At 51.9% G+C, this 16,815-nt stretch carries 17 protein-coding genes and 1 pseudogene; 9 read left to right on the top strand and 9 right to left on the bottom strand.

Annotated elements, in window-relative coordinates; all coding sequences use genetic code 11:
- Positions 1 to 208 precede the first annotated feature (208 nt).
- Entirely contained in the window at positions 209 to 781 is a 573-nt protein-coding gene (gmhB, locus tag HEN21_RS16495; RefSeq protein ID WP_001140174.1) for a D-glycero-beta-D-manno-heptose 1,7-bisphosphate 7-phosphatase, read from the bottom strand.
- A 187-nt stretch (positions 782 to 968) separates the two neighbouring features.
- On the opposite strand from gmhB, the gene metN reads away from it, so the two are divergent.
- The 7 genes from metN to HEN21_RS16460 all read left to right on the top strand — a co-directional run bounded on the left by metN (position 969) and on the right by HEN21_RS16460 (position 7,433).
- Positions 969 to 2,000 carry a methionine ABC transporter ATP-binding protein MetN gene (gene metN / locus HEN21_RS16490; RefSeq protein ID WP_000593991.1) on the top strand — a complete coding sequence of 344 codons (1,032 nt, stop codon included), beginning with the start codon at positions 969 to 971 and terminating at the stop codon, positions 1,998 to 2,000.
- Positions 1,993 to 2,646: a methionine ABC transporter permease MetI gene (locus HEN21_RS16485; RefSeq protein WP_001294600.1), complete on the top strand. Its 654-nt coding sequence runs from the start codon at positions 1,993 to 1,995 to the stop codon at positions 2,644 to 2,646. The genes metN and HEN21_RS16485 overlap by 8 nt, the downstream gene beginning before the upstream one ends.
- Positions 2,647 to 2,685: 39 nt before the next feature.
- A complete protein-coding gene (metQ, locus tag HEN21_RS16480; protein WP_000874226.1) occupies positions 2,686 to 3,501 on the top strand; it encodes a methionine ABC transporter substrate-binding lipoprotein MetQ in 816 nt (271 codons plus the stop codon).
- A 117-nt stretch (positions 3,502 to 3,618) separates the two neighbouring features.
- The gene (gene rcsF, locus HEN21_RS16475) at positions 3,619 to 4,023 is read left to right on the top strand and encodes an Rcs stress response system protein RcsF (RefSeq protein WP_001202318.1); all 405 of its coding nucleotides are present in this window, start codon (positions 3,619 to 3,621) and stop codon (positions 4,021 to 4,023) included.
- Positions 4,020 to 4,727: a tRNA (N6-threonylcarbamoyladenosine(37)-N6)-methyltransferase TrmO gene (gene tsaA / locus HEN21_RS16470; protein WP_021550230.1), complete on the top strand. Its 708-nt coding sequence runs from the start codon at positions 4,020 to 4,022 to the stop codon at positions 4,725 to 4,727. Before rcsF ends, tsaA begins: the two co-directional genes overlap by 4 nt.
- A gap of 110 nt (positions 4,728 to 4,837) precedes the next feature.
- Positions 4,838 to 6,556 carry a proline--tRNA ligase gene (gene proS / locus HEN21_RS16465; RefSeq protein ID WP_176251831.1) on the top strand — a complete coding sequence of 573 codons (1,719 nt, stop codon included), beginning with the start codon at positions 4,838 to 4,840 and terminating at the stop codon, positions 6,554 to 6,556.
- Positions 6,557 to 6,608: 52 nt separating this feature from the next.
- Positions 6,609 to 7,433: a YaeF family permuted papain-like enzyme gene (locus HEN21_RS16460; protein ID WP_105285870.1), complete on the top strand. Its 825-nt coding sequence runs from the start codon at positions 6,609 to 6,611 to the stop codon at positions 7,431 to 7,433.
- Between the two features lie 156 nt (positions 7,434 to 7,589).
- On the opposite strand, the gene nlpE is transcribed toward HEN21_RS16460, so the two are convergent.
- Genes nlpE through HEN21_RS16445 form a run of 3 tightly spaced genes read right to left on the bottom strand, consistent with a single transcriptional unit; the run spans position 7,590 to position 9,279 of the window.
- Positions 7,590 to 8,300, bottom strand: coding sequence for an envelope stress response activation lipoprotein NlpE (nlpE, locus tag HEN21_RS16455; protein ID WP_105285871.1), 711 nt, complete (start codon positions 8,298 to 8,300; stop codon positions 7,590 to 7,592).
- 14 nt (positions 8,301 to 8,314) lie between these two features.
- The gene (gene arfB / locus HEN21_RS16450; RefSeq protein WP_016159349.1) at positions 8,315 to 8,737 is read right to left on the bottom strand and encodes an alternative ribosome rescue aminoacyl-tRNA hydrolase ArfB; all 423 of its coding nucleotides are present in this window, start codon (positions 8,735 to 8,737) and stop codon (positions 8,315 to 8,317) included.
- Positions 8,734 to 9,279: a YaeQ family protein gene (locus HEN21_RS16445; RefSeq protein ID WP_001185297.1), complete on the bottom strand. Its 546-nt coding sequence runs from the start codon at positions 9,277 to 9,279 to the stop codon at positions 8,734 to 8,736. The genes arfB and HEN21_RS16445 overlap by 4 nt, the downstream gene beginning before the upstream one ends.
- A 165-nt stretch (positions 9,280 to 9,444) precedes the next feature.
- On the opposite strand from HEN21_RS16445, the pseudogene HEN21_RS16440 reads away from it, so the two are divergent.
- Both HEN21_RS16440 and rof read left to right on the top strand, forming a co-directional pair.
- Positions 9,445 to 9,644 (top strand): annotated as a pseudogene (locus HEN21_RS16440) (YaeP family protein).
- Positions 9,631 to 9,891, top strand: coding sequence for a Rho-binding antiterminator (rof, locus tag HEN21_RS16435; RefSeq protein WP_000062320.1), 261 nt, complete (start codon positions 9,631 to 9,633; stop codon positions 9,889 to 9,891). Before HEN21_RS16440 ends, rof begins: the two are co-directional and overlap by 14 nt.
- 51 nt (positions 9,892 to 9,942) lie before the next feature.
- Here rof and tilS read toward each other — a convergent pair whose 3' ends face one another.
- From tilS to dnaE, 5 genes are all read right to left on the bottom strand, one after another.
- Positions 9,943 to 11,238, bottom strand: coding sequence for a tRNA lysidine(34) synthetase TilS (gene tilS, locus HEN21_RS16430; RefSeq protein ID WP_176251830.1), 1,296 nt, complete (start codon positions 11,236 to 11,238; stop codon positions 9,943 to 9,945).
- 64 nt (positions 11,239 to 11,302) lie between these two features.
- Positions 11,303 to 11,692 (bottom strand): VOC family protein, encoded by a 390-nt coding sequence (locus HEN21_RS16425; protein WP_176251829.1) that lies wholly within the window; start codon positions 11,690 to 11,692, stop codon positions 11,303 to 11,305.
- Positions 11,693 to 11,856: 164 nt separating this feature from the next.
- Entirely contained in the window at positions 11,857 to 12,111 is a 255-nt protein-coding gene (locus HEN21_RS16420) for a DUF4282 domain-containing protein (protein WP_000644313.1), read from the bottom strand.
- A gap of 221 nt (positions 12,112 to 12,332) precedes the next feature.
- Positions 12,333 to 13,292: an acetyl-CoA carboxylase carboxyl transferase subunit alpha gene (gene accA, locus HEN21_RS16415; RefSeq protein ID WP_000055746.1), complete on the bottom strand. Its 960-nt coding sequence runs from the start codon at positions 13,290 to 13,292 to the stop codon at positions 12,333 to 12,335.
- Between the two features lie 12 nt (positions 13,293 to 13,304).
- Positions 13,305 to 16,787, bottom strand: a complete 3,483-nt coding sequence (gene dnaE / locus HEN21_RS16410; RefSeq protein WP_021550226.1) for a DNA polymerase III subunit alpha — start codon at positions 16,785 to 16,787, stop codon at positions 13,305 to 13,307.
- Positions 16,788 to 16,815 lie beyond the last annotated feature (28 nt).

The following is a 16,815-nucleotide window of genomic DNA, read 5'->3' as shown; positions in this document are numbered from 1 at the left end:
TTTCAGCTCACTGTCGCGAGGTGGCGTATATTACGCTTTCCTCTTTCAGAGTCAACCCTGAATTTCAGGATTTTTCTCTTCAACCGAACCAGCTGTTTGTGTGAAGTGATTCACATCCGCCGTGTCGATGGAGGCGCATTATAGGGAGTCGTTTCAGGAAGACAAGCGGAAAAATGCATTTTTATTTCAACCGCTCATCTTTTAATCATTACGCCGGTTTTTGCTGCTTTTTTATCGCTTGCGGCAGGTCTGCCAGGCTATTTAACACCCAATCCGCCGCGTTTTCTGCTTCAGGCGTAATAGGTTTACCCGTACGCACCAGCACTTTTGTTCCCACGTTCGCCGCAGCCGCTGCCTGCATATCTTCTAATTTATCGCCCACCATATAAGAAGCGGCCATATCAATATGCAAATAATCGCGTGCTGACAAAAGCATCCCCGGATGCGGTTTACGGCAATCGCAGACCTGGCGAAACTCTTCAACACTACCCTGCGGATGATGCGGGCAATAATAGATGCCATCCAGATCGACATCGCGGTCCGCCAACGACCAGTCCATCCACTCGGTCAGCGTTTCAAACTGTGCTTCAGTAAATTTACCGCGAGCAATGCCAGACTGGTTGGTTACTACCACCAGCGCAAAGCCCATTTTTTTCAGCTCGCGCATGGCGTCAATAACACCGTCGATAAATTCAAAGTTGTCGATCTCATGGACATAGCCGTGATCGACATTAATGGTGCCATCACGGTCAAGAAAAATTGCGGGTACGCTCTTCGCCACCTTTTATAGCTCCTTAATAAGGCATGTGACGCTAGTATCGCATGTTTCGACCTGCAATAAAGTGCTCTTCGCATAAACCTGATTGATTTAGACGTCTGGATGCCTTAACATCCATTTCATTGACGGCGTTGCCCGTTCCAGGCATTCGAAATGCCACGACTAACTTAATGACGATAATAAATAATCAATGATAAAACTTTCGAATATCACCAAAGTGTTCCACCAGGGCACCCGCACCATCCAGGCGTTGAACAACGTCAGCCTGCATGTGCCAGCTGGACAAATTTATGGCGTTATCGGTGCCTCAGGCGCGGGTAAGAGTACGCTTATACGTTGTGTAAACCTGCTGGAGCGCCCAACCGAGGGTAGCGTGCTGGTCGATGGCCAGGAACTGACCACGCTGTCAGAATCCGAGTTGACCAAAGCTCGCCGCCAGATTGGTATGATTTTCCAGCATTTTAACCTGCTCTCTTCGCGTACTGTTTTTGGCAACGTGGCGCTGCCGCTGGAGCTGGACAACACGCCGAAAGACGAGATTAAACGTCGCGTGACAGAATTGCTGTCATTGGTTGGCCTTGGCGATAAGCATGATAGCTACCCGTCGAATCTTTCCGGTGGGCAGAAACAACGTGTGGCGATTGCCCGTGCGTTAGCCAGCAATCCCAAAGTATTGCTGTGCGATGAAGCCACCAGCGCGCTGGACCCGGCAACCACGCGTTCTATTCTCGAACTGCTAAAAGACATCAACCGCCGTCTGGGTTTGACGATTCTGTTGATCACCCACGAAATGGACGTTGTGAAGCGCATTTGTGATTGTGTGGCGGTCATCAGCAATGGCGAACTGATCGAGCAAGACACGGTAAGTGAAGTGTTCTCGCATCCGAAAACGCCGCTGGCGCAGAAGTTTATTCAGTCAACCCTGCATCTGGATATCCCGGAAGATTATCAGGAACGTCTGCAAGCGGAGCCATTCGCAGACTGCGTGCCGATGCTGCGTCTGGAGTTTACCGGTCAGTCGGTCGATGCCCCGCTGCTTTCTGAAACCGCGCGTCGTTTCAATGTCAACAACAACATTATTAGCGCGCAGATGGATTACGCCGGTGGCGTTAAGTTCGGCATCATGCTGACTGAAATGCACGGCACACAACAAGATACGCAAGCCGCCATTGCCTGGCTGCAGGAACACCATGTAAAAGTAGAGGTACTGGGTTATGTCTGAGCCAATGATGTGGCTGCTGGTTCGTGGCGTATGGGAAACGCTGGCAATGACCTTCGTATCCGGATTTTTTGGGTTTGTGATTGGTCTGCCGGTTGGCGTCCTGCTTTATGTCACGCGTCCGGGGCAAATTATTGCTAACGCGAAGTTGTATCGTACCGTTTCAGCGATTGTGAACATTTTCCGTTCCATCCCGTTCATTATCTTGCTGGTATGGATGATTCCGTTTACTCGCGTTATTGTCGGTACATCGATTGGTTTGCAGGCAGCGATTGTTCCACTGACCGTTGGTGCAGCACCGTTTATTGCGCGTATGGTCGAGAACGCCCTGCTGGAGATCCCAACCGGGTTAATTGAAGCTTCCCGCGCAATGGGTGCCACGCCGATGCAGATCGTCCGTAAGGTGCTGTTACCGGAAGCGCTGCCGGGTCTGGTGAATGCGGCAACTATCACCCTGATTACCCTGGTCGGTTATTCCGCGATGGGTGGTGCAGTCGGTGCCGGTGGTTTAGGTCAGATTGGCTATCAGTATGGCTACATCGGCTATAACGCGACGGTGATGAATACGGTACTGGTATTGCTGGTCATTCTGGTTTATTTAATTCAGTTCGCAGGCGACCGCATCGTCCGGGCTGTCACTCGCAAGTAACGTTCAACACAACATAAATAATTGAAGAAGGAATAAGGTATGGCGTTCAAATTCAAAACCTTTGCGGCAGTGGGAGCCCTGATTGGATCACTGGCACTGGTAGGTTGCGGTCAGGATGAAAAAGATCCGAACCACATTAAAGTCGGCGTCATTGTCGGTGCCGAACAGCAGGTTGCAGAAGTCGCGCAAAAAGTCGCGAAAGACAAATATGGTCTGGACGTTGAACTGGTAACCTTCAACGACTATGTTCTGCCAAACGAAGCATTGAGCAAAGGCGATATCGACGCTAACGCTTTCCAGCACAAGCCGTACCTTGATCAGCAACTGAAAGATCGTGGCTACAAACTGGTAGCTGTAGGCAACACTTTTGTTTATCCAATTGCCGGTTACTCCAAGAAGATCAAATCTCTGGATGAACTGCAGGATGGTTCGCAGGTTGCAGTTCCAAACGACCCAACTAACCTCGGTCGTTCACTGCTGCTGCTGCAAAAAGTGGGCTTGATCAAACTGAAAGATGGCGTTGGCCTGCTGCCGACCGTTCTTGATGTTGTTGAGAACCCAAAAAACCTGAAAATTGTTGAACTGGAAGCACCACAGCTGCCGCGCTCTCTGGACGACGCGCAAATCGCTCTGGCAGTTATCAACACCACCTATGCCAGCCAGATTGGCCTGACTCCGGCGAAAGACGGTATCTTTGTCGAAGATAAAGAGTCTCCGTACGTAAACCTGATCGTGACTCGTGAAGATAACAAAGACGCGGAAAACGTGAAGAAATTCGTCCAGGCTTATCAGTCTGACGAAGTTTATGAAGCGGCAAACAAAGTGTTTAACGGCGGTGCAGTTAAAGGCTGGTAATTTTTAGGCTGTTTCCACAATTTGTAATATCATTCAGGACGGGCGCTTGCCCGTCTTGTCATTTTTATAAGCGCCTGATTCAATATTGACGTTTTGATCATACATTGAGGAAATACTATGCGTGCTTTACCGATCTGTTTATTAGCACTCATGCTGAGCGGCTGTTCCATGTTAAGCAGATCCCCTGTCGAACCTGTTCAAAGCACCGCACCCCAGCCAAAAGCGGAGCCAGCAAAACCGAAAGCACCGCGCGCCACGCCGGTCCGAATTTATACTAATGCTGAAGAATTAGTCGGTAAGCCATTCCGCGATCTTGGGGAAGTCAGTGGTGATTCTTGCCAGGCCTCTAATCAGGATTCTCCGCCGAGCATCCCGACCGCGCGCAAACGAATGCAAATCAACGCCTCTAAAATGAAAGCCAATGCGGTTTTACTGCATAGCTGTGAAGTCACCAGCGGTACGCCAGGCTGCTATCGTCAGGCTGTATGTATCGGTTCTGCGCTTAACATTACGGCAAAATGAGCAGTTTCCAGTTTGAGCAAATAGGCGTTATTCGCTCGCCCTATAAAGAAAAATTCGCCGTTCCGCGCCAGCCAGGTCTGGTAAAAAGCGCCAACGGCGAACTGCATCTCATTGCTCCCTACAACCAGGCCGACGCCGTGCGCGGCCTGGAAGCGTTCAGCCATTTATGGCTCCTTTTCGTCTTTCATCAAACGATGGAAGGCGGCTGGCGTCCGACTGTGCGTCCTCCGCGCCTCGGTGGTAACGCCAGAATGGGGGTTTTCGCCACACGCTCTACTTTCCGCCCTAACCCGATTGGTATGTCGCTGGTAGAGCTGAAAGAGGTTGTTTGCCATAAAAACAGCGTGATTCTGAAGCTCGGCAGTCTGGATCTGGTCGATGGTACGCCGGTAGTGGATATCAAACCGTATCTCCCCTTTGCCGAATCGCTTCCCGATGCCAGTGCCAGCTATGCGCAAAGTGCGCCAGTGGCAGAGATGGCAGTAAGCTTTACCGCAGACGTTGAAAAGCAACTTTTGACGCTGGAGAAGCGTTATCCGCAGTTAACGCTGTTTATCCGCGAAGTACTGGCGCAGGACCCGCGCCCGGCCTATCGTAAAGGTGAGGAAACGGGCAAAACCTATGCCGTCTGGCTGCATGATTTTAACGTTCGCTGGCGCGTCACCGACGCAGGTTTCGAAGTCTTTGCGCTGGAACCGCGTTAAATTCACGCCCTTCTCTTTTGACATTTCTTTTGCACTGGTAAACTAAATCACTTTTTTTGTCCCAGGCTCGCCTTGAGCCTGTTCTACCTTCCAACTGGAACCGTAACAACATGCGTACTAGCCAATACCTGCTCTCCACTCTCAAGGAGACACCTGCCGACGCCGAGGTGATCAGCCATCAGCTGATGCTACGCGCCGGGATGATCCGCAAGCTGGCCTCCGGGTTATATACCTGGCTGCCGACCGGCGTGCGCGTTCTGAAAAAAGTCGAAAACATCGTGCGTGAAGAGATGAACAACGCCGGTGCGATCGAGGTGTCGATGCCGGTGGTTCAGCCAGCCGATTTGTGGCAAGAGAGTGGTCGTTGGGAACAGTACGGTCCGGAACTGCTGCGTTTTGTTGACCGTGGCGAGCGTCCGTTCGTACTCGGCCCGACTCACGAAGAAGTGATCACTGACCTGATTCGTAACGAGCTTAGCTCTTACAAACAGCTGCCGCTGAACTTCTATCAGATCCAGACCAAGTTCCGTGATGAAGTGCGTCCGCGTTTCGGCGTCATGCGTTCCCGCGAATTCCTGATGAAAGATGCTTACTCTTTCCACACTTCTCAGGAATCCCTGCAGGAAACCTACGATGCAATGTATGCGGCCTACAGCAAAATCTTTAGCCGTATGGGGCTGGATTTCCGCGCCGTACAGGCTGACACCGGTTCTATCGGCGGCAGCGCCTCTCACGAATTCCAGGTGCTGGCGCAGAGCGGTGAAGACGATGTGGTTTTCTCCGACACCTCTGACTATGCAGCGAACATTGAACTGGCAGAAGCTATCGCGCCGAAAGAACCGCGCGCTGCTGCCACCCAGGAGATGACGCTGGTTGATACGCCGAACGCGAAAACCATCTCTGAACTGGTTGAACAGTTCAATCTGCCGATTGAGAAAACGGTTAAGACCCTGCTGGTTAAAGCGGTTGAAGGCAGTAGCTTCCCGCTGGTTGCGTTGCTGGTGCGTGGTGACCACGAGCTGAACGAAGTTAAAGCAGAAAAACTGCCACAGGTTGCCAGCCCGCTGACTTTTGCGACTGAAGAAGAAATTCGTGCCGTGGTTAAAGCCGGTCCGGGTTCACTGGGTCCGGTAAACATGCCGATTCCGGTGGTGATTGACCGTACCGTTGCGGCGATGAGTGATTTCGCTGCTGGTGCTAACATCGATGGTAAACACTACTTCGGCATCAACTGGGATCGCGATGTCGCTACCCCGGAAGTTGCGGATATCCGTAACGTGGTGGCTGGCGATCCAAGCCCGGATGGTCAGGGTACGCTGCTGATCAAACGTGGTATCGAAGTCGGTCACATCTTCCAGTTGGGGACTAAGTACTCTGAAGCACTGAAAGCCTCCGTACAGGGAGAAGATGGTCGTAATCAGATCCTGACGATGGGTTGCTACGGTATCGGGGTAACGCGCGTTGTGGCTGCGGCAATTGAGCAGAACTACGACGAACGCGGCATCGTATGGCCTGATGCTATCGCACCGTTCCAGGTCGCAATTCTGCCGATGAACATGCACAAATCCTTCCGCGTACAGGAACTGGCCGAGAAACTGTACAGCGAACTGCGCGCGCAGGGTATCGAAGTGCTGCTGGATGACCGCAAAGAGCGTCCGGGCGTGATGTTTGCTGATATGGAACTGATCGGTATTCCGCACACTATTGTGCTGGGCGACCGTAACCTTGACAACGACGATATCGAATATAAATATCGTCGTAACGGCGAGAAACAGTTAATTAAGACTGGTGACATCGTCGATTATCTGGTGAAACAGATTAAAGGCTGATGCCAGAAAGGGTCCTGAATTTCAGGGCCCTTTTTTACATGGATTGTATAAAATGGATAAACCAAAGGCGTACTACCGCCTGCTTCTCCCCAGCTTTCTTTTACTTTCGGCCTGTACCGTTGATATCAGCCAGCCAGACTCCTCTGCCACAGCGGTAGATGTCGAGGCAAAAACATGGGCTGTCAAATTCCAGCATCAAAGCTCTTTCACCGAACAATCAATAAAAGAAATAACGGTACCTGATCTCAAACCCGGCGATTTGCTGTTCTCCTCAAGCCTTGGGGTAACCTCATTTGGAATCCGCGTCTTCAGCACTTCCTCTGTGAGTCACGTTGCAATCTATCTGGGTGATAATAACGTTGCAGAAGCGACAGGGGATGGTGTCCAGATTGTTTCCCTTAAAAAAGCGATGAAGCATAGTGATAAGCTTTTCGTCTTACGAGTCCCGGATCTTACCCCGCAACAAGCCACAGATATCACCGCGTTTGCCAATAAAATCAAAGATAGCGGTTATAACTATCGCGGCATTGTCGAATTTATTCCATTTATGGTGACTCGCCAGATGTGCTCACTGAATCCGTTCTCCGAGGATTTTCGCCAACAGTGCGTCAGCGGCCTGGCGAAAGCGCAGTTAAGCAGTGTGGGCGAAGGAGACAAAAAGTCGTGGTTTTGTTCGGAATTTGTCACTGATGCATTTGCCAAAGCCGGGCATCCGCTTACGCTGGCGCAATCGGGCTGGATTAGCCCTGCCGATCTGATGCATATGCGTATTGGTGATGTCTCTGCGTTTAAGCCAGAAACGCAGTTACAGTATATTGGGCACCTGAAGCCAGGAATTTATATCAAAGCGGGTCGCTTTGTTGGGCTGACTCGGTGATAAAAGCCAGCCTCGTGCACAAAATGCCGGATGCGGCGTGAACGCCTTATCCGGCCTACAAAATCGTGCTAATTCAAAATGTTGCACTATATGCTGTAGGCCTGATAAGCGCAGCGCATCAGGCAATTTTTCGTTTGTTTCTGTCTCAAAAACGGGCTACTGCCCCAAACTACTGCAATCCTTGTTCGGGTAAAATTTACCCGCCGTATCGGGCGCTAATACTTTGGTCGGCGCACCGGTATCCGGGTTAGCCTCAAGCGTAAAGTGACCTTCTACAGACAGTAACACGGATTTTTCACTGTTACCGCGCGCAGCCAGGTAGCCCCGTTCCAGCTCTGCGTTATTCGCCACCATGAAACGTTTTCCGGTCGCGCAATCAGTAAAGGTCGCCGCATCAGCCATATAAAAATACATGCCACGCAGAGTCATCGGTGTCATGGGGAGGCTGGACTTTGCAGGTTCCAGCGTGTAGTTGAACTGCGATTCAATCGGATTACCTTCACGATCGAGCATCTCCAGCGCATCCCCTTTCGCCCGATAATATGACTTTTCACCTTTGCTGTCGGTTAATACCAGCTTGTCAGCGGTTCGCGCCCATGTACCGTAGGAAGCGAAAGAGGAAGGCTCTTCACGCGCCCCCAGATAACGTTCATTCATCACCCATGTTCCGTCTTTTTCGAGGAACAGAGAGGTTTCGATTCCTTCGCAATCGGCACACGGCAGCACGCCGCGCCAACTTTGCGGCATCGGTTTCAGTTCGGCAGCCTGCGCCGGGGAAAGCGTATCGACTTCGGCCCGATTATTACATCCCATTAGAGTAAAGAGGCTGATTACAGCCATCGCCGTCACTATCGCTTTTTTCACCATCCATTCCTTACTTTTTATTCCCGACCGCTGCGCACTTTGCCGCGCATCGCCTTCACGCTTGATTTTTGTGCTTTCGATACCAGCCTGCGCTCTTTCGATGCACGGGTGGGGCGCGTGGGTCGCCGGGCTTTTTGTTCTGTTGTTAAATCTTTAATCACAGCCACCAGCCGGGCCAGCGCCGCTTCACGGTTTAGCTCCTGGCTGCGGTATTCCTGTGCCTTAATGACAATCACTCCATCACTGCTGATCAAATGATGGCTGGCGGCGAGCAGGCGCTCTTTATAATACTCTGGCAGGCTGGACGCCCGAATGTCAAAACGCAGATGAATAGCCGTTGAGGTCTTATTAACATGCTGCCCGCCCGCACCCTGCGCACGAATGGCGGTGATCTCAAGCTCACCATCGGGGATAGCGACATGTCGGGAAATCACAATCATGAAGGTTGTTGCCAGGCGGTTAAGTTCACTTCCAGATTATTCTTATCATCCGATAACCAGATAACACCATCCTGAATCGTTGCCTGCAGCGTCATGGTACGATCGGCAAAGGCGCTCACTTTTGCCAGTTGCTCGTCGTCCAGATACCAGACGGAAAGATTGGCAAACTGCGCGCATTTGCTCTGATTTTGCTGCCACCAGATTTGCGCGGCCCGACTATTATAGGCAAACAGCGCCACTTCTGCGGCCTGAGTACAGGCTTTCTTAACCCGCCGCTCATCCGGCAGCCCCAGCTCAATCCACAAATCAATACCCAGGTGATCGTTACGCAGCCACGCTTCCGGCTCATCATCGGCACACAAGCCACGGGTAAATTGCAAACGTTCATCAGCATATTTCAGCCACGCCAGCAGGCGCAGCATCATACGCTCCTGGGTTTCTGAAGGATGGCGCGCCAGCGTCAGAGAGGCATCGAGAAACTGGTTGCGGTCGAGATCGGCTACATTAACCGTCGCTTTATAAATTGTCGCTTTAAGCGCCATAAGAAAACTCCTTTCGAATCAGGAGGCCATTGTAACGGAATACGTGCAGTTGCGACGCTGATATTGCAGAAATGAGTGTGGTATAGTCACCTTGCGAAACAGAGTTTATCTTCGTAGGCTTAGACTTGCATCCACGGTTAAGTCAGAGTGCTGACAGGAGGGCATGTGGAAAAATATTGTGAGTTAATACGCAAGCGGTACGCGGAAATCGCCAGCGGAGACTTAGGATACGTTCCGGACGCGCTGGGCTGCGTTTTGAAAGTGCTGAAGAAATGGCTGCCGACGACGCCCTTTCAGAGGCTGTCAGGGAAAAAGCAGCATACGCTGCGGCAAACTTACTGGTGAGCGATTATGTCAATGAATGATACGTATCAACCAATCAATTGTGATGATTACGATAATCTTGAGCTCGCCTGCCAGCATCATTTAATGCTGACACTTGAGATGAAAGATGGTGAAAAATTGCAGGGGAAGGCCAGCGATTTAGTCTCCCGCAAAAATGTGGAGTATCTGGTCGTCGAAGCCGCTGGCGAAACCCGCGAGCTACGTCTGGATAAAATTACCAGCTTTAGCCACCCGGAAATCGGTACGGTGGTGGTGAGCGAGTCCTGATTCACTTTTGCCGGATGCGACGCTTGATACGTCTTATCCGGCTTTCACTTACTAAGCGTTTCTCTGCCAGACAAAACTTACGCCATTCTCACCTTCAGCCACACCGTCTTGCGTCACAAAAACCTCCGCCGCCGCAATCAGCGTTTCGCCATAAAACAGCAACGGCGTAGTGTCGCGCAACCACGGCGGCACGCCCAGTTCCTGCCAGATTTTCTTTATCTTACGCCCACCGTTGCGCCCGACAATATGCAGCAATCCCGACGCTTTAAAACGCACGCTGACCGCTTCGTCTGCACGCGGAGGGCGAATATCTCCACCCGCAATAAGTTGCACACTTCCCAGACTTGCCGGTAATTCCAGCGGCTGTTGCCACGCCTGCCACGGCACAACCGTTTCGCTTTGTCCGGCAACGGATTTAATCCACCACAATTGCGACTGATAGCGACGTATTTCAAACGCACCAAATCGCAAGCAAGGAGAAGCATCTTCCCGCGCCAGCGCCACTTCTTGCCAGATGCGCACCATCGCGTCGCGGGAAGGCATCGGAGCATTCTGCCCTGCCAGCCAGCGGCGGATAATCGCCGCGCGACGGGCGTCGCTCATCGTCATCATTGGCGCAATCTGCAACGTCCCCTGCGGCGTTTGACAGTGCGCTAAATCATCCGCCAGCAGTTCATCTAACAGGCTCTCTTGTTCAGCGCAAAGTGCGGCGCTGCGGGCCGTTGCTTCGGTAAAATGCGGCCAACGCTGCTGCAATAACGGCACCACGCGCAGGCGCAGGAAATTACGATCGTAGGAATCATCCTGATTACTTTCGTCTTCAATCCAGCGTAAATCATGCTCACGCGCCCACAGCTCCAGTTCTCCCCGCGTGCGGGCGAGCAACGGGCGGATAAGCCGCGTTCCGGCAAAATCGGAGACTTCCCCCATAGCCGAAAGCCCGGCAGGGCCGCTACCGCGTTTTAGCGCCAGCAGAAAGGTTTCACATTGATCGTCAAGATGCTGCGCGGTAACCAGCACTTCGCCAGGCAGAAGTGTACGTGCAAATGCCTGATAACGCGCCTGCCGTGCCTGCCCCTCAATGCCTAGCCCTTCTTGCGCAAGTTGTACACGCTCAACCACCAGCGGCACCTGCCAATGCTGGCAGATGTCCTCGCAATGCGTAACCCAGGCGTCGGCATTGGCACTTAAACCGTGATGCACATGAATAGCGCGCAGAGTGACGCCCGGTTTTTCCGTCCGCCACTGCACAAGCTGATGCAGCAGAACGGTGGAGTCAAGCCCGCCGCTAAAGGCCACCAGAATCTGGCGTGAGGTGAGAAGTTGTCTATTCAGCGTGAGTGTCATTATGGTGCGATTTTACAGTAGCAATGCCCGGCACGTTACCGGGCAAATGCGGCGATGACAAGCCTTACTGCTCATACAGTTCCAGCGGCAGCCCGTCAGGATCGTTAAAGAACGTGAAGCGTCTTTGCGTGTGTGGATCGACACGGATGGCTTCACACTTCACGTTATGGCTTTGCAAGTGCACCACTGCCGCATCGATATCATCAACGCTAAACGCCAGATGCCGCAGGCCGCAGGCTTCCGGTCGGCTGGGGCGCTCCGGCGGGAACGGAAATGAGAAAAGTTCAATCACATATTGCCCGTTAAGCGCCAAATCCCCTTTCCACGAATCGCGCTCTTCACGATAGACTTCACTTTGCAGCGTGAAGCCGAGAATATCGCAGTAGAAAGCTTTGCTCACCGCATAATCCGTCGCAATAATCGCAATATGGTGAACCTGTTTTAAACCCAACATAGAATCTCCTGCATTGATATGATACGCACGTGCATCGCGATATATTGATAATACGCATAAATTGCAGGAAAGATGAATCAGACATTTACACTGACTTTAAAACAACATCTCAAACGCCTGTAATAGCGGTTGAGATGCGGTGTGGTGAAGCGTTTTACGGGAGATTACTCTGCGCTATTCTTGCTAACACTCTCAGCAATGCGGCGCAAATATTCGTTATTCTTAAACGCTATCATAATTAATTCGAAAGTCATACGACAGCTTATAAGACCAATGACGGTATAAGCTAACCCTAAGAGAAAGTTTCCGCTAAATATGGAGAAGACACCGCCTATCAGTGTCAGCACCATAGCCAGCCAGTAAAAAAACACCAGTACACGCGGCATAAGAAGACGATCAAATCCTAAAATTGCTTTCATATTTTATCCTTAAAAATTCTATGAGCCTGATAAATTTATATTATTTTTAACTACTGTGTATATTGGTATATGCCTCCGAAATCGGAGTTATCAACATGAGTTCAAGAGTTTTTGGGATGAGGGAAATGAAAGTAAGATTATCTAAATGTATTTATAATATGACTAAATAAACCACATACAAAAAAGGTCACCGAAGTGACCCTTTTCAGAACATTTGCTGATTACGCGTAGCCGTAGCTCATCAGGCGCTGATAACGACGATTTTTTAAATCTTCAGTGCTTAACACGTCGAGATCGGCCAGATCCGCCAGCAGTTGCGCTTTCAAAGACGCCGCCATCGCTTCCGGGTTACGGTGAGCGCCGCCCAGCGGTTCCGGGATGATGGAGTCGATCAATTTCAGTTCTTTCAGACGCGGAGCGATGATGCCCATCGCTTCAGCCGCCAGCGGCGCTTTATCGGCGCTCTTCCACAGAATGGAAGCACACCCTTCCGGCGAGATAACAGAATAGGTGCTGTATTGCAGCATATTCACTTTATCGCCCACGCCAATCGCCAGCGCGCCACCAGAACCACCTTCACCAATAACGGTACAAATAGTCGGTACGCTCAGGCGAGACATTTCACGCAGGTTACGCGCGATGGCTTCAGACTGACCACGCTCTTCTGCGCCCACGCCTGGATATGCCCCCGGTGTGTCGATAAAGGTGATGATTGGCATCTTAAAGCGTTCAGCCATTTGCATCAGACGCAGTGCTTTGCGGTAACCTTCTGGCGCTGGCATACCAAAGTTACGGCGAATTTTTTCTTTGGTTTCACGACCTTTCTGGTGACCAATAATCATCACCGGACGACCATCGAGACGGGCGATACCACCAACGATAGCTTTGTCATCTGCATACGCGCGATCACCTGCCAGTTCGTCAAATTCATCAAATGCCAGGCGAACGTAATCCAGGGTATAAGGACGCTGTGGATGGCGAGCCAGTTGCGCAATTTGCCATGCACCGAGATCGGCGAAGATTTTACGCGTCAGTTCTACGCTTTTTTCACGCAGACGATGCACTTCTTCATCGATGTTAATATCCAGTTTCTCATCCTGGCGGCTAACCGCAGTCAGAGAATCGATTTTCGCTTCCAGCTCTGCAATCGGCTGTTCAAAATCAAGGAAATTCAGACTCATAGTATTCCTGTATTAGTCAAACTCCAGTTCCACCTGCTCCGAACCAATGAGGCCACGGAGATCGTTTAATAAACGATCGCTCGGAGAGACACGCCACGTCGCGCCAAAACGCAACCGCGCACGTGCATCCGCCCTCTGATAGTAGAGATGTACTGGAATTGTCCCAGAGCGGTGGGGTTCCAGAGACTGACGGAGTCGGTTTAAAAGCTGGTCATCAATTTGCCTGTCCGTCAGCGAGATAGCAAGCCCGCGAGCATATTTTTCCCGGGCTTCGTCAATATCCATCACTTCGCGAGCGGTCATTTTAAGCCCACCGCTGAAGTCATCAAAGCTGACCTGTCCGCTGACGATAAGTATGCGGTCTTTTTCCAGCAATTGCTGGTATTTATCCAGGGCGTCAGTAAACAACATGACTTCCAGCCGCCCGGAACGGTCATCCAGCGTGCAGATACCGATACGATTGCCGCGCTTGGTGACCATAACCCGCGCGGCAATAACGAGCCCCGCAGCCGTGGTGACTTTACCACGTTCTGTCGGGTGCATGTCTTTCAGCCTTACGCCTCCGACATAACGCTCAATCTCTTTTAAATACTGGTTGATAGGGTGGCCCGTCAGGTACAGACCTAACGTTTCACGTTCCCCATCTAACACCACCTGTTCCGGCCACGGCTGGCAGCTAGCGTAAGATTGTTCAATTTGCTCCGGCTCTTCCGCCAGTACGCCAAACATATCGGCCTGGCCGATGGCTTCTGCTTTCGCGTGTTGATCTGCCGCTTTTAACGCATCGCCCAGCGAGTTCATCAGCGCCGCGCGGTGTGGCCCCAGACGGTCAAACGCCCCGGACATGATCAGTTTTTCCAGCACACGACGGTTCAACTTTTTGGTGTCGGTGCGGGCGCAGAGATCAAACAGTTCGCGAAAGTAGCCGCCTTTATTACGGGCTTCGATGATGGCCTCAATTGGCCCCTCACCTACCCCTTTGATGGCGCCAATACCATACACGATTTCGCCGTCATCGTTGACGTGGAAATGGTAAAGACCGGAGTTTATATCTGGTGGCAGGATTTTCAGCCCCATCCGCCAGCACTCATCCACCAGGCCAACCACCTTCTCGGTATTATCCATATCGGCGGTCATCACCGCCGCCATAAACTCTGCCGGATAGTGCGCTTTCAGCCATAACGTTTGATATGACACCAAAGCATAGGCCGCAGAGTGCGATTTGTTAAATCCGTAACCGGCGAATTTCTCCACCAGGTCGAAGATTTTCATCGCCAGTTCGGCGTTGATCCCGTTCTTTTCTGCACCTTCAGCAAAAACAGAACGCTGCTTAGCCATCTCTTCCGGCTTTTTCTTACCCATCGCACGACGCAACATATCTGCACCGCCGAGGGTATAACCAGAAAGTACCTGGGCAATCTGCATTACCTGTTCCTGATACAGGATAATGCCGTAAGTCGGTTCCAGTACTGGTTTCAGACTTTCATGCTGCCACTGCACGTCCGGATAGGAGATCTCTTCGCGACCATGTTTACGGTCGATAAAGTTATCCACCATCCCTGATTGCAACGGACCGGGGCGGAATAGTGCCACCAGTGCGATCATATCTTCGAAGCAGTCAGGTTGCAGACGCTTGATCAGGTCTTTCATGCCGCGCGATTCAAGCTGGAATACCGCCGTGGTTTCCGAGCGTTGCAGCATGTCAAAACTTTTCTTGTCATCCAGCGGGATCGCAGCGATATCCAGCGGCGGCTCGCCATTCTTCGCCCGCCGCTTGTTGATCATCTCCAGCGCCCAGTTGATGATGGTGAGCGTACGCAAACCGAGGAAGTCGAACTTCACCAGCCCGGCGTATTCAACGTCGCTTTTATCAAACTGCGTGACCGGATGTTTGCCCTCTTCATCGCAATAAAGCGGCGCAAAATCGGTAATTTTGGTCGGCGCGATAACCACCCCACCGGCGTGTTTACCGGCGTTACGGGTGACCCCTTCCAGTTTGCGCGCCATGTCGATCAGCGCCTTAACTTCTTCGTCCGCTTCGTAGATTTCCGGCAGTTGCGGCTCTGCTTCAAACGCTTTCGCCAGCGTCATCCCCGGATCGGGCGGGATCAGTTTCGAGATACGATCGACAAAGCCATACGGATGCCCCAGCACGCGGCCTACGTCGCGGATCACCGCTTTTGCCGCCATCGTACCGAAGGTGATGATCTGCGATACCGCATCGCGACCGTACATGTCCGCCACGTGTTCGATAACCTGGTCGCGTTTCTCCATACAGAAGTCAACGTCGAAGTCAGGCATGGAGACACGCTCCGGGTTAAGGAAACGTTCGAACAGCAGGTCAAATTCCAGCGGATCGAGGTCGGTGATTTTCAGCGCATAAGCCACCAGAGAACCCGCACCGGAGCCACGACCTGGCCCTACCGGTACGCCGTTATCTTTCGACCACTGGATAAATTCCATAACGATGAGAAAGTAGCCGGGGAAGCCCATCTGGTTGATAACCTGAAGTTCAGTATCCAGACGTTCGTCATATTCCGGGCGACGCTTAAGACGTTCTTCCTCGTCAGGGAATAAAAATGCCAGACGCTCTTCCAGCCCTTCTTTTGCGCGCTTGACCAGATAATCTTCGGTGCTCATGTCCCCGGTCGGGAACTGTGGCAGGAAGTATTCGCCAAGACGCACAGTCACGTTACAACGTTTGGCGATCTCAACGGTGTTGGCAAGGGCTTCGGGGATGTCGGCAAACAGCTCGCACATCTCCTCTTCGCTACGCATATATTGCTGCGGCGAATAATTACGTGGGCGTTTAGGATCATCGAGGGTAAAGCCGTCGTGGATCGCGACGCGGATTTCGTGCGCGTCAAAGTCGCTGCTGTCGATAAAGCGCACGTCGTTGGTCGCCACGACGGGCAAACCGCGCGCTTCCGCCAGTTCTACCGCCGCGTGCAGATAGCTTTCTTCGTCCGGCCTGCCGGTGCGAATCAATTCGAGAAAATAGCGATCCGGGAAGTGTTCTTCATAAAACGCGACACACTCATCTACCAGCGCGCTGTTACCACGCAAAAGGCTGCGCCCGACGTCGCCCATGCGCCCGCCGGAAAGGAGGATCAGCCCTTCGTTTAATTCGATAAGCCAGTCGCGATCGATGATTGGCCCGGCTGCACCGTACCCGCGCTGATACGCTTTTGAGATCAGCAACGTCAGATTCTGATAGCCGGTATTGTTCGCCGCCAGTACCGTCAGGTGAGTTAACTCATCCCCCAACAGATCGCACTGGACGTTAAAATCCGCCCCGACGATGGGCTTAATCCCTGCGCCATGTCCCGCTCCGTAGAACTTCACCAGACCGCAAAGGTTGGTAAAATCGGTGATCGCCAGTGCTGGCATACCCAACGCCGCCGCCTTTTTTACCAGCGGCGCGGTTTTTGCCAGGCCATCGATCATCGAGTAGTCGCTGTGCACCCGTAGGTGAACGAAACGTGGTTCAGACATCTTCAGATTCCGGTTTACTTAATCTCGA

This window comes from Escherichia sp. 93.1518, assembly GCF_013368915.2.
GTDB classification, from domain to species: domain Bacteria; phylum Pseudomonadota; class Gammaproteobacteria; order Enterobacterales; family Enterobacteriaceae; genus Escherichia; species Escherichia ruysiae.
This window is presented reverse-complemented; position numbering and strand designations above follow the sequence as displayed.